This window comes from Desulfofundulus salinus (assembly GCF_003627965.1).
Lineage (GTDB): Bacteria > Bacillota > Desulfotomaculia > Desulfotomaculales > Desulfovirgulaceae > Desulfofundulus > Desulfofundulus salinus.
On the sequence record NZ_RBWE01000001.1, the window covers coordinates 367,698 to 385,925 of the forward strand.

Genomic DNA, 18,228 nt, shown 5'->3' on the forward strand with positions numbered 1-18,228 from the left:
TAATACCAGGGCAGCTTCAAAGGTTGAAATCTGACCTTCCAGAACCCGCTGCAAAACCAGCATCCGCTTCAGTTCCGTCTGCGACAGGGTAACCATCTCCTTCATACTGACATTTTCACTGACGGATTTTACCCTGACAATATCACAGACGGATCACACGGCGGCGAAAAAGGGCTTGACGGGTCAAGGGGGTTATAGTATAATAATCCTTGGCGTTGAGGTTATTCCCCGATAGCTCAACGGTAGAGCATCCGGCTGTTAACCGGAGGGTTGTAGGTTCGAATCCTACTCGGGGAGCCAGTTGAAAGGAAGACATACCCGGTTTATCACGGGTATGTCGTTTTATTTTCGTATCGTTTTATTCCATAAAACCCAAAAAAGCATAAAAAAACGAAAAATAAAGCGCCCGGGGAACCTGTATAATGCTGGCTGGTCATGAATGACAATAACTTGCAAAAAATGGTTCTTCCGGCGCTTGTATTTTTTTATGCGATTGTGTCTATAATAAAGATGAAAGTCAGTCAAGGTCAAGGTCAGGGAGGGTGGTGGTTGTTGTCGAACATCTCAGACCTTATTGAACGCTATTTAAAGGAACTGCTGGCCGCCAGCGCCCGCGGGATGATCGAGATCCGGCGCAATGAACTGGCCGAACAGTTTAATTGTGTCCCCTCCCAGATTAATTATGTCCTGGCCACCCGTTTTACCATTGAACACGGTTTTCTGGTGGAAAGCCGGCGGGGAGGCGGGGGATACGTGCGCATCGTGCGGTTGCCCCGGGATGAAAAGCTGGAATCCATCAGCGAGCTGTTAAGCCTTGTAGGTAAGGAGATATCCCAGCGGCGCGCCCAGGGCATCATCGAGCGGCTTTGGGAGGAAAAACTGATCACCGACCGCGAGTACCGGATGATGCGGGCGGCCGTTGACCGGGAAGTGCTGCGCGTGGGTTTACCGGCCCGGGATCAATTGCGGGCCTTGATCTTACGCGCCATGATCCTGAGTTTGTTGGGTAAAAAGGGTGAATAAAACAGGCAATCGGGGAATACTTCTGCCGATGCCAGCCAACAGGAGGGATAAAGAAAATGGAATGCGAACGTTGCCACCAGAGACCGGCTACGGTCCACCTGACGGAAATCATCAACAATGAAAAGCGGACCATGCGCCTGTGCGAGCAGTGTGCCCGGGAGTTGCAGGCCCAGGCCATGGGCTTTTTCCCTCAGATAAACCTGCATAATTTCCTGGCCGGGCTGTTGCACAACGAGTTTGGCTTCCCCACCACCGGCCCCACGGTAGCCCCGGCTGGGGCCCGCTGTGAGGCCTGCGGGCTGACGGAGGCCCAGTTTGCCCGCCAGGGATTGCTGGGATGCGGGGAGTGCTACCGCTATTTTGGTCCCCGGCTCGAGCCCGTGTTCCGGCGGATTCACGGCAATACCTGCCATACGGGCAAGGTGCCTGAGCGTACCGGCGGCAAAGTACGGGTTATTAACCGCCTTGAGCGGTTGAAGGCCCAATTGCGGGAAGCCATCAGCCGGGAAGAGTTCGAGCGGGCGGCCGAATTGCGGGATGCCATCCGGGAACTGGAGAAGGAGCTGCAGGAGGGATAAGGTGATGTCCATCAAAGAAACCGTAAACAATCCCCACAGTCACTGGATGGATGGAACGGGTCCCGAGTCGGATATCGTGATCAGCAGCCGGGTGCGGGTGGCCCGGAACCTGGCCCATTTGCCCTTCCCCCATCTTTTGTCCCGGGAAAAGGCCGAAGATGTAATCCATGCTGTGCAGACGGCAATAGAAAACAGGGTCTTCCGGGAAAAAATGGGGAAAATGGAATTAACACGCATGAACGAATTGACCCCTGTAGAAAGGCAGATACTAGTAGAAAAACACCTGATCAGCCCCGATTTGCTGGAGGATTTTGAGCGCAAGGCGGTGGTGCTGCGGGACGACGAGGTGCTCAGCGTGATGGTCAATGAAGAGGACCACCTGCGTCTCCAGTGCCTTTTACCCGGCCTGCAGCTGAACAGGGCCTGGGAACTGGTCAGCCGCCTTGACGACGGTCTGGAAGCTACTCTGGATTATGCCTTTGACGAGAAGCTGGGCTATCTGACGGCCTGCCCCACCAACGTGGGCACGGGCCTGCGCGCCTCGGTGATGCTGCACCTGCCCGGCCTGGTGATGGTCAATCAGATCAAGGGGGTACTGGGTACCATTACCAAACTGGGGCTGACCGTGCGCGGCCTTTACGGTGAGGGCACCGAGGCCAAGGGCAACCTGTTCCAGGTGTCCAACCAGGTTACCCTGGGACAGGCGGAGGAGGATATTATTGCCAACCTCATTTCGGTGACCCGCCAGCTTCTGGGGCAGGAAAGGGCGGCCCGGGAGGCCCTCTACCGGGAGCGCCGGGAGCAGCTGGAGGACCGGGTAGGGCGGGCTTACGGCCTGTTGAAGCATGCCCGGGTGATGACCTCGGACGAAGCCATGAGCCTGTTTTCCGACCTGCGCCTGGGCATCGATATGGGTATTATCAAAAACATTCCGGCGCCACTGATCATCGAATTGATGGTGCTTACCAGGCCGGCCTACCTGGTGAAGGTCACCGGTAAGGATTTAAGCCCGGTGGAGCGGGATATCTACCGCGCCCAGTTAATCCGCAAAAAGCTATCGGCAGCTCAACAATCTTAAAAAAATAAAACAGGAGGTGTGTGTTACGATGTTATTCGGTCGTTTTACGCAAAGGGCACAAAAAGTGCTGTTTCTTGCTCAAGAAGAAGCCAGAAGGCTTAATTACCCCTATGTAGGGACGGAACACCTGCTGCTCGGGCTGATCCGGGAAGGGGAGGGCGTGGCCGCCAAAACCCTGGCCAGCCTGGGCATTGACGCCGATAAGGTGCGGGCCACGGTGGAGCAGATGGTGGAAAAGGTATCCGGCCCCATGCCGCAGGAGATTCCTTTAACCCCGCGGGCCAAGCGGGTGCTGGAACTGGCTGTGGATGAGGCCCGGCGCATGGGCCACAACTACGTGGGGACGGAGCACCTTCTCCTGGGGTTGATCCGGGAAGGTGAGGGTGTGGCTGCCCGGGCCCTGGCTTCCCTGGGGGCGGATCTTAACAAGGTACGCAGTGTGATTATGCAGATGCTCGGCGGCGCGGCAGGGGGGCCCGTTCCGGGACAGCCGGGTACGGCCAGACCCCAGGCCTCCAGCACCCCCACCCTGGACCAGTTCGGCCGGGATCTCACGGCCCTGGCCCGGGATGACAAGCTGGATCCCGTGGTGGGCCGGGAGAAGGAGATTGAGCGGGTCATCCAGATCTTGAGCCGGCGCACCAAGAACAACCCGGTGCTTATCGGTGAGCCGGGGGTGGGAAAAACCGCCATCGCTGAAGGACTGGCTCAAAGGATTGTGCAGGGGAACGTGCCGGAGGTGCTGCTCAACAAGCGGGTGGTTACCCTGGACCTGGCCTCCATGGTGGCCGGTACCAAGTACCGGGGCGAGTTTGAGGAACGCATTAAGAAGGTCATTGACGAAATTATCAAGGCCGGCAATATCATCGTTTTCATCGATGAGCTGCACACGTTGATTGGCGCCGGGGCGGCGGAAGGGGCCATTGATGCGGCGAACATCCTGAAACCGGCCCTGGCCCGGGGCGAGCTCCAGTGCATCGGGGCCACCACCCTGGACGAGTACCGCAAGCATATTGAGCGGGACCCCGCCCTGGAGCGGCGTTTCCAGCCCATCATGGTGGAAGAACCGACGGTGGAAGAAACCATAGCCATCTTAAAGGGGCTGCGGGATAAATATGAAGCTCATCACCGGGTGCGCATAACCGATGAAGCCCTGGAAGCGGCGGCCAGGCTGTCGGACCGCTACATCACCGACCGGTTCCTGCCGGACAAGGCCATCGACCTGGTGGATGAGGCCAGTTCCCGCGTACGCCTGCGGGCTTTTACCGCCCCGCCCAACCTCAAGGACCTGGAGAAACGGATTGAGGAAATCCAAAAGGAAAAGGAAGCTGCCGTCAACAACCAGGAGTTTGAAAAAGCCGCCCAGCTGCGGGATCAGGAGCAGCAGTTGAAAAAAGAGCTGGAAGCCAGGCGGCAGGACTGGCAGGCGGCCAGGGGCAAGGAGGAACTGGTTGTTACGGAGGAAGACATCGCCCAGATTGTCAGCAGCTGGACGGGCATCCCGGTGAAAAAGCTGGCCGAAGAGGAAACCGAGCGCCTGCTGCGCCTGGAGGAAATCCTGCACCAGCGGGTGGTGGGCCAGGACGAGGCGGTGCGGGCCGTAGCCCGTTCGGTGCGCCGGGCGCGGGCCGGGCTGAAGGATCCCAAGCGGCCCATCGGTTCCTTCATCTTTCTCGGCCCCACCGGCGTGGGCAAAACCGAGCTGGCCCGGGCGCTGGCGGAAGCCCTTTTTGGCGACGAGGATGCCCTGGTGCGCCTGGACATGAGCGAATATATGGAGCGGTTTGCCGTCTCCCGTTTGGTGGGTGCGCCTCCGGGCTATGTCGGTTATGAAGAGGGGGGCCAGCTGACCGAGGCGGTGCGGCGCAAGCCCTACACCGTGGTACTGCTGGACGAGATTGAAAAGGCCCACCCGGACGTGTTCAACATCCTGCTGCAGGTCCTGGAAGACGGACGTTTGACCGATGCCAAGGGCCGGACGGTGGACTTCCGCAATACGGTGATCATCATGACCTCCAACGTAGGGGTGCACACCCTGCGCAAGGAAGGAACCCTGGGCTTCCGTACCGAACAGGAAAAGGAAGCCAGCTACGAGCGCATGAAGGAGCGGGTGACCGAAGAGTTAAAACGCACCTTCCGGCCGGAATTCTTAAACCGTATCGACGAAATCATCGTGTTCCACTCTCTGACCGCCGAGCACATTAAGGAAATTGTGGGCCTGATGCTCAAGGAAGTGGCCGGGCGGATGAAGGAACACGATGTGGAAGTGGAGTTTACCGAAGCGGCCAAAGAAATCCTGGCCAGGGAAGGTTTCGATGAAACCTATGGTGCCAGGCCCTTGCGCCGGGCCATCCAGCGCCTGGTGGAAGACCGTCTCTCCGAGGAACTCCTGAAGGGCACCTTCCACAGGGGCGACCGGGTGGTGGTGGACGGCGAAGACGGCCAGATTGTGGTGCGCAAAGCCGACAATATTCAATAAAGATAGCAGGAGGTGCGGGCTTTCCGCACCTCCTTTTACCACGGACATAAAATCCTGTTTTGGCATCGTTTTTAACTTGTGGAAATAAAGTAAGAAATGTTATACTAGAAATGTTATCCTGTAAAAACATAAGCAGTAGTGACGAAATTACATTTGAAGGAAGAAATCCTGGTTTGATGGCAAGGAAGAGTGGCCATGGCCGGTAAAACCCGCTTTTGCTGCCAGGAATGCGGACACTGCACCCCCCGCTGGCTGGGTCGCTGTCCTGAATGCGGGGCCTGGAATACCCTGGTGGAGGAGACAGTTGCCGGGACAAAGCAGCGCGCCAGGGCAGCTGCTCCTGCTCCGCTTCCCATTACCCAGATTTCGCTGGATAAGGAAGAACGCTTTTCCACCGGTATCGGGGAACTGGACCGGGTTTTGGGTGGCGGTGTGGTGCCTGCCTCCCTAATTTTGTTGGGGGGAGATCCGGGAATTGGCAAATCCACTCTCCTTTTGCAGGTAGCCACCAGTGTAGCCGGCGCTGGCCGGGTGGTGCTTTATGTTACCGGCGAAGAGTCGGTCCAGCAGGTGCGCTTGAGGGCCTTCCGCCTGGGTGTAGAGTCCAGCCGGTTGTATCTTCTGGCGGAAACAGATATAGATGCGATAGAAAACAGCATCAGATCCTTGAATCCCGCCCTGGTAATTGTGGATTCCATCCAGACCATGCATAAGGTCGATTTTGGTTCGGCTCCGGGCAGTGTGGGACAGGTGCGGGAGTGCGCCACCCAGTTAATGCGCCTGGCCAAGGAAACGGGAGTAGCCATTTTTCTTGTCGGGCACGTAACCAAGGAAGGGCTTCTGGCTGGCCCCCGGGTTCTGGAGCATATGGTGGATGCGGTGCTTTACTTTGAGGGGGAAAGACACCAATCCTTCCGCATTTTGCGGGGTGTGAAAAATAGATTTGGTTCCACCAACGAGATTGGCGTTTTTGAAATGAAAGATGACGGTCTGGTGGAGGTTGCCAATCCTTCTTCCTTGTTTATGATCCAGCATCCCGCCGGGCCGGTGGCCGGGGCAGTGGTGGTCCCCACCCTGGAAGGAACAAGGCCGCTTTTGGTGGAGATACAGGCCCTGGTGTCGCCCACCGGCTTTGGCAATCCCCGGCGCATGACGGCAGGAGTGGACTACAACCGGGTGATCTTGATCATGGCCGTGCTGGAAAAGCGGGTTGGCCTGCACCTGGGCAGTTATGACGCCTATGTCAACGCGGTGGGCGGGGTACGCCTGGTGGAGCCGGCGGTAGACCTGGGCATAGCGGTGGCCCTGGCTTCCAGTTTACGGGATTTTCCCGTGAACTGCCGCCTGGCGGTGGTGGGGGAAATAGGTCTGACCGGGGAACTCCGCCCCGTCATCGGGATAGAGAAGCGGGTTCAGGAGGCGGCGCAGCTGGGGTTTACCCACTGCCTGCTGCCCCGGGCGAATTTGGGCCAGGTGGACCTGTCCCGGGTGGGTTCCATGACCGTTTGGGGGGCTCAAACGCTGTCCGAAGCCCTTGAAATAGCCCTGGAACAATGAGGGGTGAAACCTTGAAGGAGGAACGCGTGGAAGACAGGCTGTTACAGCTGCTGCGTACCGTGGCTCCCGGCACCCCCTTGCGGGAAGGCCTGGAGAATATCCTGCGGGCGAAAACGGGGGCGCTGATTGTTATTGGCGACTCGCCGGAAGTGATGGAGATTGCCGAAGGAGGGTTTGCCGTCAATGCGGAATTTACGCCGGCCAACCTTTATGAGCTGGCCAAGATGGACGGGGCCATCATTTTAAGTTCGGATTTAAAGCGGATTCTGGCGGCGAACACCCAGCTCATTCCCAACCTGAGCATTCCCTCCACCGAGACCGGAATCAGGCACCGTACGGCCGAGCGGGTGGCCAAACAAACCGGTGCCCTGGTCATTTCCATTTCCGAGCGCCGTGGAGTGATTACCATCTACAAGGGGAATTTGAAGTATGTATTGCGGGATGTGGGGGTAATCCTGGCCAAGGCAAACCAGGCCATTCAGACCCTGGAAAAATACCGGTCGGTGCTGGACCGGGTGGTGACGGAGTTAAGCATCCTGGAGTTTGAAGAGGCGGTGACTCTCTTTGATGTGAGCCGGGCCATTCAGCGGGTGGAGATGGTATTGCGGGTAGTCAAGGAAATTGAAAAATATATCAGTGAACTGGGCGTAGAAGGCAGGCTGATCACCATGCAGCTGGAAGAACTGGTGACCGGCGTGGAACATGAGGGTCTTCTGATCATTCGCGATTATGCTACAGCCGCGGATAAGCCGCCGGGTGCTATTCTGGGCATGATCAACAGCTGGCCGGCAGAGGATCTTTTAGACCTTTCCCTCATTGCCCGCGCCCTTGGCTATCCCGGGAGCGCCAGCATCCTCGACCAGAGTGTTTCGCCCAGAGGGTACCGCATTCTGGATAAAATCCCCCGCCTGCCCCTTCCGGTAATTGAGAACATGGTCAAAGAGTTTGGCTCTTTGAAAAACATTCTTAATGCCAGCATTGAAGAACTCGATGCGGTGGAAGGCATCGGGGAGGCGCGGGCCCGCTCCATTAAGGAAGGGTTGGCCCGTTACCGGGAGCAGCTCGTCCAGGAGCGCCATAGCTAAAAAGGCGTTGCCAAACGCCTTTTTTAGGCCAGATTGTATATACCCAGAATGCGCAGCTGTTTTTGTTCCCTGGTCACAATATCGTCCAGATTTAAATCAAGTAAGTGGCAAAGGGCCGCCAGGTAGAACAGGCAGCGCCCGATGGCGTTTTCTACCGCTTCCCGGCATTCCTCGCACATTTCCCCCACCAGGTGTGATTCCAGCAGATGGCGCAGGTCGGCCAGCGTGGCTTCCGGGGGGATTTCTTTTTTGTGGGCGTTTATTCTCAGACATCCACAACTGGTAACCGTTTTAATCACTGCCCGGTTCAGGCGGGCGTTTGCTTCCTGGGTTTTGGCCAGGACGTCCAGTACACTGCGGCTGCAGACCAGCACTTCCGAAACCGTGCGCTGAAAGTCATCATAGACCACGTTTTTGATCAAAACGGTACCACTCCTTTGTAAAAATGGCCCTTTTTGATAATTATACCCACCGGGGACTTGTCCTGTCAAACCAGCAAAAAGGGTAGTCTGACCGTTACGGTAAACAGGTACGAACACTACCTCCAGGAAGGTCGGGCCTTTCAAAAAACCGGGGAATTCGCAAGAGAGTATCCGAACGCTGCAAGATAGAAAGAAAGCAGGCGGAAGTGGTAACCCACGGTCTCCGGAAGGCCCGCTATCCTGGTCTGGCCACCTGTACTCTTTGTGACCACATGCGGGGGTGGCTGTCGAGGCCGCCGCCCAAAGCCAATAGCCATAGCGAAAGGTTTCATAAGGGCAAATTTTTACCTACCAATTATATGACAAAAAGAGAGGTGCTAAATAAAATTGATCGGCAGGCGCAAAGCTTGGGAATTAATTGTAGAAGAGTTACGGGCCATGATTCGACAGGGCCGGTTTAAGCCGGGTGACCGGCTACCATCGGAGGCAGAGTTGGCTAAGATGTTTGGCGTGAGCCGTTCACCAATACGGGAAGCCTTGAGCGTGCTTGAAGCTGCTGGGATCATCGCGTCCCGGCAGGGGGGAGGGAGTTACGTGCGTGCCATGAGCGGGCCTTCCCTCCTGGAATCCGTGATTTTGGAGGCCATGGATTATAAACAGGCACTTCACCTGCTGGAAGTGCGACAAATCCTGGAGACGGAAGCTGCAGCTTTGGCCTCCGAGCGCCGGGATGAGGAGGATTTAGCTGCTATGGAGGAGGCTTTGTTAAAGTTCAAACTGGTTACTGAAGATGAAGGGGCCATTGGTGATGAAGAAGATTTTGCCTTCCATCGCGCAGTGGTGGTGGCAGCCCATAACCCCGTTCTCATCCGCATTGTGGACGACATATCGGACTTGTATCGCAAGTGCCTCTCGGTTACCCTGGCCAAGAATGTGGGGTTTCGGCGGAAGCGAGAGCAGGTCTTCAAGGAACACGCGGCCATTTTCGAGGCCATCAAGGAGATGCAAACTAACCTCGCCCGGGTCCAGGCGAGCGTGCACCTGGAGAAGGTCAAGGAAAAGGTAAAAAAGTTGCTTGAGTCGTTGGAAAAAAATAAAGGAGCCCGGATACAGGACTGACCTGCCCGGGCTCAATTTTTAGGGGACTGCGGCTTTATGGGGTTCTTTTGAGGCGCGAGCAAAGTGAAGGGCGAGGGCGATGGCCAGGATGCCCATACCAATACTGTCCGTGACCAGACCAGGGATGATGAGCAAAGTGGAACCAACAAAAAATAGCAGGCGTTCTGGCAACGAGAGATAACCCTTTAGAAAATTGATAGTGGCTACCGAAAGACCAGATACCCCAACAAGTCCAGTAACAACTGCCAGGAGCATAGCAGGGACAGAAAACGATTCCCCTGGAGGTGTTTGCATTAGCAAGATGGGATTATAAGCAGCCAGGAACGGAATGAGAAAGCCCGGAATGGCCAGGCGAAAGGCTGCCCAACCTGTGCGCATGGGATCGCTTTCAGCGATGCCGGCTGCGGTGTAGGAAGCCAGTGCAACCGGCGGCGTGATGTTGGAAATTGCTCCGAACCAGAAAACGAAGAAATGTGCTGCCAGGGGGAGGACGCCGGCTTTCACTAGCGCAGGTGCAGCTGTTACTGCTACCACAATGTAAAGGGCCGTGGATGGCAACCCCATACTTAAGAGGATAGATGTCAGCAAGACCAAAATCAGGGCTAGAAGTATGCTGCCTTGGGAGAGGTTAATGATGTTATAAGCGAAAACAGACCCTACACCCGTCATGTTCACAACGCCAACAATGATCCCTACACTGGCGCAGGCGATGCCCACCTGAAGTATGCCAGTGGCACCTTCTTCCAGCGCTGTTAGGAATTTGGTTAATGTTAGCCGGCAACCCGGGACAAAGAAGCTGGCAGCGATGGTGGTCAGGATCCCTAAGAAACCTGCGTAGAGAGGGGTTTTCCCGGTGAGCAGGGTTACAAATATCACTAGAATGGGGATCAGTAGTACGCCCCTTTCCCGGAGAATCTTGCTAGTCCGCGGCAGGGTTGATGGATCCAGGCCTTTCAGGTTCAAACGGCGTGCTTCAAGGTAGACTGAAATGATAACGGATGCATAATACAGGAGAGCTGGAACGATGGCGGCCAGTATCACGGTGCTATAAGGGATGCCCAGGAAGCCGGCCATGATAAAGGCGGCAGCCCCCATGATGGGAGGCATGATCATGCCTCCGGTGGAGCTCACTGCCTCCACGGCGCCAGCAAAGTGAGGTTCATACCCCACGCGTTTCATAAGGGGGATGGTGAAGGTGCCGGTGGTGGCCACGTTGGATACGGCACTTCCGTTGAGGGAACCCATCATGGCGCTGGAAATAACTGCTACTTGTGCAGGGCCGCCTTGCCATCTTCCGGCAAGAGCCATGGCCAGGTCATTGAAGAACGAGGCAGCTCCGGTAGCCCGCAGGAAAGCGCCGAATAAGATAAAGATGAAAATGTAAGTGGAAGCAATGGAAAGGGTCATGCCAAAAATGCCGTCTGTGGTCATGTACATTCTAAAAAGCAGTCGCTCGAGGGAAAATCCAGCCATGGCGAACATGCCGGGGAAATAGCGGGCATAAAGGGCATAGATCAGAAACAGCACACAGAGGGCAGGAATAAACCAGCCCACCACCCGGCGAGAAACTTCTAGCAGAATAACTATTGTTAAGGCTGCAAAGATATAATCTGTCATAATGGCCTGGGATTTTCTCATTACATGGAGATCTGTGTAGAAAAGGACAATATATAGTACACTGGCAGCACCTACCATGGCCAAAAGGGCATCCCAGTGAGAGAGCCGGTGTTGGGATGACTTACGAGTAGCTGGATACAGCAAAATGGCCAGTGTAACCATAAAGGCCAGACTAATTGCATTGCGATAAATTTCCTCCATGTTTATAAGGCTGTTGGCAATAATTTCAAAAAGGGAAAATAGAATGGCTATTACAGCAACTATGGTTTTCTGCCAGCCACTCAATTTTCGGGTGCTGCCACCTGCTTCTCTGTCCCTGGCAAGGCTTATCTCTTTCGTGTTTGGAGAAGCCACGCAAAATCCTCCTTGTATAACTTGTTTTAGCAATTATCAGGTGACTACTTAAGTAAGAATAGCCTCTTCGCTATTTCGGGTGTAAACATTTGTTCACTACAATTTTATTGCAGCCGTTCATCGGAGCGAAGTGGAGACCCTTGACATGGAGAATGCCCGTGTCAGCCTTGTCAGGCAAGGGGCATCAAGCAAAGCTGAGCTGCCTTCCTGGTCCCTGGAAACACGGGTGCGAGGCTCCATGTCAAGGGCGGCTGCAGGAATATTCCGGTTCTACCCACTTAAAACAGCGAAGAACCTGAGAGTAAGACCCTTGACACCGGACTCCTGCGTACCAAGGGTCATCGAGCTTCACGGGGCTAAGGTAAAGATTAAGGTGGGGAGGCAAGAGATTCCTTTTTGCCTCTTTACTTTAGGCAGCAACTTTATCGGCTACTTGACTCCAGGAGGGATAAGCTTTTCTGGAATATCCAGTCCCTTTTCTTTAAAGTAGCGGTATGCGCCAGGATGCAGCGGTACGGGAAGCCCTTTTAAGGCGTTGTCCAGTGAAATGTTCTTAGCTGAGTCATGGATACCGTGCACGGCGTCCAGATTTTCAAATATGGTCTTTGTTAACAGGTAAACCGTTTCCTCGTCCACAGTATCGGCAACTCCCAACCAGTTTGGTTGAGCGATGGTCTTTATTTCTTTGTCCACTCCCGGGTAGGTGTTTGGTGGGATGGTGAACCGGAACCAGGTGTTATAGAGGTTATTCACGGCCTGCAGTTGTTCGTCGGTAAACTCCAATATCGTGACATTAGCCCGACTGGCATAAAGGTCCGTGATGGCAGATACCGGGATGCCGGCCGGCATGGATCCACCCTGAATACGGCCGTCTTTAATTGCCGAGGCCGTATCGCTATAACCAAGGTGCTCTGCAGAGATATCGTTAGGGTTCAGGCCCAGGGCTTTCATTATCACCAGGGTCGATTCCTCTGTACCGCTGGCCCGGGGCCCAATGGAAAACTTGGTGCCTTTAATATCGGTAACGCTGCCCGTTTTTACGGCGCTGTTTACCAGTACGAAATGCTCCACATTGGGCCAGAGCATGACAATGGAGCGCAGGCCCTTATAGGGGCTGCCTTCAAAACGCCCGCGACCCTCATAAGCTTGTACACCAATTAACCCCTGGAAAATCCCTAACTGGGCTTCGCCTTTTTGGAGGAGATCAACATTCTCCACCGACCCGGCTGAAGACTGGGCGCTGACACGAATGTCCTTATCTTTTAACTTTTCAGACCATAGATTGGCCAGTCCTACACCGATGGGATAGTATGTTCCGCCTGGAGATGCCGTAGCCACAGTTAAAAACTGCTGCTTGGGAGCCGAAGTATTTCCATTTCCCCCTCCACCGCAGCCGGTTAGAGCCAGGGTCAAAAACAGAGAGATAAGTGCCAAACATCCCACCTTTTTCCAGTTAAGCCTTCTCCTCACATGTGTTCCCCCTTTTCATTCTTTTCGTGCTTGTTTAGTTAAACTTCTAAGAAAATAAAAATTTTAGGTTTCCCGAACACCACCTTTCATAGAGAAATTTCATGCTTGTATGACAAATTATAGCATATAACCTGAGGAATGAAAAGTGGGTAAGGTAAGAGATTTATGAATCTAAGCATTATTTTCAGACGAATCTAAGTGTTTTGTCAGATTAATCTAAGTATTGCCAATGGGAAGGAAATGGGTTAAGATAAACTTAACTTGTCAGACAACTTCAGTGGCGTTTAGCACAAAGATGCTTTCGGCTATAATAAAGGCAATCTTGAGGTGACAAGTCATGAAAAAAAATGAAAAAATTATCAAGCAACTAATTAAATTGCTGGGTCAAGAAAAGGTCTATTCTTCTCTGGAAGATTGCTTGTGTTATTCCTACGACGGCACCTTTAGAACAGGCGTTCCTTCGGTAGTTGTGCGCCCTTCCTCTACCCAAGAAGTGGCTTCGGTAATGAAGTTGGCTTCTCAGGAGAACATTCCCGTGGTGCCCCGGGGGGCCGGGACTGGTTTGAGTGGCGGTGCGGTGCCGGTAGAGGGAAGTGTCGTGATTGATTTGACCTCGATGAACAGGATTCTAAAAGTGGACCCGGCGAACATGTTGGCAGTGGTGGAGCCTGGTGTGGTTACCGCGCACCTGCACAAAACGGTAGAAGAAATGGGACTCTTTTACCCGCCCGATCCTTCCAGTGCCAATGTTTCTACCATTGGCGGTAACATCGCTGAATGCGCGGGTGGACCGCGGGGGTTAAAGTATGGCGTTACCCGGGACTATGTCCTGGGATTGGAAGTGGTTTTGGCTGGTGGTGAAGTGATTAATTGCGGGGGTGAAACCATAAAAAATGTCAGCGGGTATGACTTGTGCAGGCTCTTTGTAGGTTCCGAAGGTACACTGGGTATTGTTACCCGGGCTGTGCTTCGCCTAATCCCAAAGCCCGAAGCCAGGCGTACTATAAGGGCGGACTTTAAAACTATTGAGGAAGCTGCCGAAACCATAACGGCCATACTCTCTGCGGGTGTTATCCCTGCGGCCTTAGAAATCATGGACGACGTGACCATACGTTGTGTGGAAAATTACCTGCGAGTTGGCTTGCCGCTTGATGTGGAGGCTATTCTTCTTATAGAAGTAGATGGGCCAGCTCTTTCCCTTCCGGAACAAGTAAAAACCATTGCCGCCCTGTGCCAGCAATATGGGGCTGCAAGGGTAAGGGTGGCGGAAACAAAAGAGGAAGAAACAGAGCTGTGGAGGGCAAGAAAGTCCGTATCCCCGGCGGTGGTACAGGTTAAACCTACCAAGATCTCGGAAGACGCTACTGTTCCCCGTAAAAATGTTCCGGCTTTAATTAAGGCCATCAAGGAAATTGCCCGGAGGTACAATTTGGACATAGTTATTTTTGGCCATGCCGGTGACGGTAACTTGCACCCCAATATTTTGGTGGATAAAAGTAACCCGGAAGAAATGGAACGTGCTGAAAGAGCTATTGCCGAAATATTTCAAGCAGCCCTTTCCCTGGGAGGGACTCTTTCCGGAGAACACGGCATTGGACTTCTCAAAGCTCCGTTTCTAGAGATGGAATACGGCCAGTCAGGTGTGGCATTAATGCGCCGGATTAAGGAAGCTCTGGATCCGCGGGGTATTTTAAACCCCGGTAAAATTTTTGGGGGGGCAAGAAATTGAGTAATGAAGCAAAAGCCGTCAAGGACCAGGTAAACCGCTGCAGCAAGTGCGGGTCGTGTCGTGAAGTATGTCCCGTTTTTATTGAAATGAATAGCGAACCGTGGGTGGCCAGGGCGAGGGTGCAGCTTGCCAGTGCTGCTCTTGAACACCAAGTTGACTTTTCCCATCGTTATAAGGAAATTATGGAAAGCTGCCTCTTGTGTAAGGCATGTGTTGCCCATTGTCCAAACGGTGTACGGGTAGATAAGCTTGTGCTTTGGGCCAGGCAGGAAGCAGTAAAAAGGCAAGGCCTGGCTTTTATCAAAAAGGTACTTTTGCACAATATTTTACGTTATAATTACCGGCTAGACCTCATGGCCAAGATACTGGCAGCTTACCAGGCAACAGGCATACGCTTAACTCCTAAGGATAACCTTTTGCCTCATTTTCGCACGGTTCCTTTTCGACGGTTGTGGCATCCCAAGAAGCTAAAAAAACCATCTCTAGTGGTGGCCTATTTTACCGGTTGCATGACCCAATACGTGTACCACCAAACCGGCCGGGCCGTATTGCACGTATTGGAGGAAAACAACGTGCAGGTGGTTCTTCCTGAGCAATGGTGCTGCGGTATGCCTGCTCTAGCAGCAGGCGATTTGCAAACCGCCCGTGCGCTGGCTGAGCGCAACGTGGAAAGCTTAACGAAGGCCGGGGTTGACTACATCATTACCGATTGTGCCAGTTGCGGGGAAATGCTAAAAGGTTATGGCCAGTTGCTGGGTAATGATATGGCGCGCAAATTTAGCGGCATAGTTCAGGATGTTTCTTTCTTTCTTGTGCATACAATTGGTTTCCGGCACCCGGATAAAAAAGTGCCCCTGGTCGTCACCTATCACGATCCCTGCCACTTAAAGAGGGGGCAGGGAACTTGGGCCGAACCGAGAAAAATTCTGGCCGGCATTCCCGGCCTTACTCTTGTTGAGATGGCTGAAAGTGATCGCTGCTGTGGTTCGGCGGGTTCCTTTGGCTTTACTCACTATGACCTTTCCATGAAAATACTGCAGCGGAAAGTTGAAAATATTAGAGCCACTGGAGCCCAGGCAGTGGCAACCGGCTGCCCTTCCTGCCGCTTGCAAATTGAATGTGGCCTAAAGAAAGCGGATATTTCCATGCCCGTGGTGCACACGGTGGAACTGCTGAGCCGGGCTTACGGCTTGGGGATGGAAGGAGAGGCGGCTTGTTAAAGTACATTGCCTGCTGGAACGACTGGCTAGGAAGACACATGTTTTTTGTAGTGTTATCTGCCCTGCTTTCTGGTTTTTTGCTGTCCTTGCCCCTGCCGCGGGTTTGGAATATGGTTGCAGTAGTTTTATTTTCTTATATAACCTTTATCGCCTCCATAGAGATCAGCTTTAGAGATTTCTTTCATGTGTTGGTGAAGCCGTGGATTACTTTCGGGATTCTGCTATTGATTCACTGTGTAATACCCCTGATTGCCTGGGGTATAGGATTGTTGTTTTATCCGAATGACATTTTCACCCGCATGGGGCTTCTAATTGGCTTTTCCATTCCTATCGGAGTAACCTCCATTATCTGGACGTCGTTGGTAAACGGGGATGTGGCGCTTGCCGTGGTAGCCGTTATGTTGGATACTTTGATTGGCCCCTTTTTACTACCTGCTGTTATCTCCCTTGTAACTGAAGAAGCAATACATATCAATTACACCCAAATGTTGGTAGGGGTTTTGCTTATGGTTACCATCCCAAGTATACTGGGAATGGCTCTTAACGATCTATACCGCGGCAAGTTGGTTAAGTTTGCTCAACCCGTGGCAGGATTTACCTCTAAAGTTGCCATATTCCTGGTAGTTTTCATTAATGCCAATATCATGGCACCGGAAATCACCTGGAACGCCTCTTTAGTTAAGTTATTAATAGTTCTTTTAATATTAATAATTTGTAGCTTCATTATTGGCTGCGCAACTACTTACATTTTAAAAGAGCGCCGTTTTGAAACCGTAGCCGCCGTGGTGTATTGCGTAGGTATGCGCAACTTCAGTTTCGGGTTGATCTTGGCAACCACCTACTTCCCCGCTGCCGTAGCCATACCGGTAACTCTGGCTATGCTCTACCAGCAACCCCTGGCAGCGCTGGTATCTTCGTTGTTTAACAGGTTTGATCAAAGGAGATTATTACCCGATAAATCTCAATGAAAGGGGTTTGAGGAGATGAATCTGCCTCGTTTTGCCAAGATAAAGCAGGAGCTTCCCCGCCCGGTTGTCAGCGATATTCCCTCAAAAATAATAAACGAGCTGGAAAAAATTAAGTTAGGGTTAAAGATAAAGCCGGGACAGAGAATTGCTATAACGGCGGGAAGCAGGGGTATAAGAAATATTGTGGTCATTTTGAGGACTTTAGTAGAAGCGGTAAAAGCAGCCGGCGCGGATCCCTTTATTGTGGGTGCCATGGGAAGCCATGGTGGGGGAAGCGCAGAAGGCCAGAGGAGAATTTTAGCCAGCTTGGGTATTACTGAAAAAAACGTGGGATGTCCAGTACTGACTACGGCAGAGGTAGTGGAAATTGGAAGGACATCCCGAGGAGTTAAGGTTTTTTGTGACATTAATGCCTGGCAGGCCGATGGTATTATAGTTTGCAACCGCATCAAACCCCATACTACTTTTCACGGGCCAGTGGAAAGTGGTATTGTAAAAATGATGGCTGTTGGGTTAGGGAAAAAAGAAGGGGCATCTTTTATTCACCGGGTGGGTCCGGATAAGATTGCTTCTGCGCTCCTGGAAATTGGGGAAATTTTCTTGCATTCGAAAAAGGTTGTTGCCGGCGTGGGGATTGTTGAAAACGGCTACGACGAAACTGCCCTAATTCAAGCAACGTTGCCAGAAGATCTCATCCAGACGGAAATGCGCCTTTTAAAAGAGGCCTACCGGTTAATGCCTCGCCTGCCAGTGGAAAAACTCGATTTTCTGGTGGTCAAGGAAATGGGGAAAAACATAAGCGGCACGGGTATGGATGTCAACGTAATTGGGAGGATGAGAATAGCAGGGGTGCCTGAACCAGCAAAACCTCTTGTTGCCAGGATTGTGGTTCTTGATTTAACGGAAGAGTCCCACGGTAACGCGACCGGAATTGGACTTGCGGATATAACAACCGAACATTTGGTGAAAAAAATAAACCGGGAGGTAACCTACCTTAATTGTTTGACCAGCGGGAACGTTCAAAGGGCTATGCTTCCCATAATTATGCCCGATGATCAAAAAGCTATTGAAGCAGCCATCAAGAGCCTGGCAACAGGAGATCTTACCGGTTTAAAAGGGGCAATAATAAAAAATACCCTTGAGCTGGAATACCTGTGGGTTACCGAAAATTTGGCCGAAGAGCTTATTCAAGGAGGACAGGTGGAACTTGTCGAACCGGTACGTCCCTTAGCTTTTCAGGATGGATCTCTTGTCCTTGATTTATGAGGGAACTGCTTGTGGCCTTTTACCCTGACAATATCCACAGACGGATCACATTTTGGCCCCGGTACCCTGTCAACGGACAGTGAAAATGTCACCTGAAAAATGCTTTATCCGGACTGAGAAAATGTCACCCATATTGATCATTCATCCGGACTGAGAAAATGTCACTTTTAAGTTAATGGGAGGCGACGGTCTTGACAGCCACCCCTCACGTGGTTAAGTTAAAAATGCCGACGGGGCGGCTCCGGGGAACATGCAACAAAGAC

14 protein-coding genes and 1 tRNA gene are annotated in these 18,228 nt (G+C 52.9%); 12 read left to right on the forward strand and 3 right to left on the reverse strand.

Annotation, left to right across the window (positions count from 1 at the left end):
• Positions 1 to 225: 225 nt before the first annotated feature.
• The 7 genes from D7024_RS01880 to disA all read left to right on the forward strand — a co-directional run bounded on the left by D7024_RS01880 (position 226) and on the right by disA (position 7,800).
• Positions 226 to 300 (forward strand) — tRNA-Asn (locus D7024_RS01880).
• 249 nt (positions 301 to 549) lie between these two features.
• Positions 550 to 1,023 carry a CtsR family transcriptional regulator gene (locus D7024_RS01885; protein WP_435374053.1) on the forward strand — a complete coding sequence of 158 codons (474 nt, stop codon included), beginning with the start codon at positions 550 to 552 and terminating at the stop codon, positions 1,021 to 1,023.
• A gap of 56 nt (positions 1,024 to 1,079) precedes the next feature.
• The gene (locus tag D7024_RS01890) at positions 1,080 to 1,601 is read left to right on the forward strand and encodes a UvrB/UvrC motif-containing protein (protein WP_013824183.1); all 522 of its coding nucleotides are present in this window, start codon (positions 1,080 to 1,082) and stop codon (positions 1,599 to 1,601) included.
• Between the two features lie 4 nt (positions 1,602 to 1,605).
• Positions 1,606 to 2,679, forward strand: a complete 1,074-nt coding sequence (locus tag D7024_RS01895; protein ID WP_121450301.1) for a protein arginine kinase — start codon at positions 1,606 to 1,608, stop codon at positions 2,677 to 2,679.
• A gap of 28 nt (positions 2,680 to 2,707) precedes the next feature.
• Positions 2,708 to 5,158, forward strand: coding sequence for an ATP-dependent Clp protease ATP-binding subunit (locus tag D7024_RS01900; RefSeq protein WP_121450302.1), 2,451 nt, complete (start codon positions 2,708 to 2,710; stop codon positions 5,156 to 5,158).
• Positions 5,159 to 5,353: 195 nt separating this feature from the next.
• Positions 5,354 to 6,715: a DNA repair protein RadA gene (gene radA / locus D7024_RS01905; RefSeq protein WP_121450303.1), complete on the forward strand. Its 1,362-nt coding sequence runs from the start codon at positions 5,354 to 5,356 to the stop codon at positions 6,713 to 6,715.
• On the forward strand, positions 6,712 to 7,800 hold the full coding sequence (disA, locus tag D7024_RS01910; protein ID WP_121450304.1) for a DNA integrity scanning diadenylate cyclase DisA: 1,089 nt from the start codon (positions 6,712 to 6,714) through the stop codon (positions 7,798 to 7,800). Before radA ends, disA begins: the two co-directional genes overlap by 4 nt.
• Positions 7,801 to 7,823: 23 nt before the next feature.
• Here the strand turns inward: disA and D7024_RS01915 are convergent, their stop codons facing one another.
• Positions 7,824 to 8,219, reverse strand: coding sequence for a nucleoside triphosphate pyrophosphohydrolase family protein (locus tag D7024_RS01915; RefSeq protein WP_121452415.1), 396 nt, complete (start codon positions 8,217 to 8,219; stop codon positions 7,824 to 7,826).
• 390 nt (positions 8,220 to 8,609) lie between these two features.
• On the opposite strand from D7024_RS01915, the gene D7024_RS01920 reads away from it, so the two are divergent.
• On the forward strand, positions 8,610 to 9,341 hold the full coding sequence (locus tag D7024_RS01920) for a FadR/GntR family transcriptional regulator (RefSeq protein ID WP_121450305.1): 732 nt from the start codon (positions 8,610 to 8,612) through the stop codon (positions 9,339 to 9,341).
• An 18-nt stretch (positions 9,342 to 9,359) separates the two neighbouring features.
• Here the strand turns inward: D7024_RS01920 and D7024_RS01925 are convergent, their stop codons facing one another.
• Together D7024_RS01925 and D7024_RS01930 are read right to left on the reverse strand one after the other, a co-directional pair.
• Positions 9,360 to 11,312 carry a TRAP transporter permease gene (locus D7024_RS01925; RefSeq protein WP_121450306.1) on the reverse strand — a complete coding sequence of 651 codons (1,953 nt, stop codon included), beginning with the start codon at positions 11,310 to 11,312 and terminating at the stop codon, positions 9,360 to 9,362.
• Between the two features lie 429 nt (positions 11,313 to 11,741).
• A complete protein-coding gene (locus tag D7024_RS01930) occupies positions 11,742 to 12,782 on the reverse strand; it encodes a TAXI family TRAP transporter solute-binding subunit (RefSeq protein ID WP_207666876.1) in 1,041 nt (346 codons plus the stop codon).
• 337 nt (positions 12,783 to 13,119) lie between these two features.
• Between D7024_RS01930 and D7024_RS01935 the strand changes: the two genes are divergently transcribed.
• Genes D7024_RS01935 through D7024_RS01950 form a run of 4 tightly spaced genes read left to right on the forward strand, consistent with a single transcriptional unit; the run spans position 13,120 to position 17,965 of the window.
• Complete coding sequence (locus D7024_RS01935; protein ID WP_121450307.1) at positions 13,120 to 14,511, forward strand: FAD-binding oxidoreductase; 1,392 nt, start codon at positions 13,120 to 13,122, stop codon at positions 14,509 to 14,511.
• Entirely contained in the window at positions 14,508 to 15,731 is a 1,224-nt protein-coding gene (locus D7024_RS01940) for a (Fe-S)-binding protein (protein ID WP_121450308.1), read from the forward strand. Before D7024_RS01935 ends, D7024_RS01940 begins: the two co-directional genes overlap by 4 nt.
• Complete coding sequence (locus tag D7024_RS01945; protein ID WP_121450309.1) at positions 15,725 to 16,699, forward strand: bile acid:sodium symporter family protein; 975 nt, start codon at positions 15,725 to 15,727, stop codon at positions 16,697 to 16,699. The genes D7024_RS01940 and D7024_RS01945 overlap by 7 nt, the downstream gene beginning before the upstream one ends.
• A gap of 15 nt (positions 16,700 to 16,714) precedes the next feature.
• The gene (locus tag D7024_RS01950; RefSeq protein WP_243113660.1) at positions 16,715 to 17,965 is read left to right on the forward strand and encodes a nickel pincer cofactor-dependent isomerase, group 22; all 1,251 of its coding nucleotides are present in this window, start codon (positions 16,715 to 16,717) and stop codon (positions 17,963 to 17,965) included.
• Positions 17,966 to 18,228 lie beyond the last annotated feature (263 nt).

What these genes read in the sequence shown, in the direction of transcription:
- disA (WP_121450304.1), top strand. Translation starts at nt 6,712, where the DNA reads ATGAGGGGTGAAACCTTGAAGGAGGAACGCGTGGAAGACAGGCTGTTA.
- radA (WP_121450303.1), top strand. Translation starts at nt 5,354, where the DNA reads ATGGCCGGTAAAACCCGCTTTTGCTGCCAGGAATGCGGACACTGCACC.
- D7024_RS01950 (WP_243113660.1), top strand. Translation starts at nt 16,715, where the DNA reads ATGAATCTGCCTCGTTTTGCCAAGATAAAGCAGGAGCTTCCCCGCCCG.
- D7024_RS01935 (WP_121450307.1), top strand. Translation starts at nt 13,120, where the DNA reads ATGAAAAAAAATGAAAAAATTATCAAGCAACTAATTAAATTGCTGGGT.
- D7024_RS01900 (WP_121450302.1), top strand. Translation starts at nt 2,708, where the DNA reads ATGTTATTCGGTCGTTTTACGCAAAGGGCACAAAAAGTGCTGTTTCTT.
- D7024_RS01895 (WP_121450301.1), top strand. Translation starts at nt 1,606, where the DNA reads ATGTCCATCAAAGAAACCGTAAACAATCCCCACAGTCACTGGATGGAT.
- D7024_RS01890 (WP_013824183.1), top strand. Translation starts at nt 1,080, where the DNA reads ATGGAATGCGAACGTTGCCACCAGAGACCGGCTACGGTCCACCTGACG.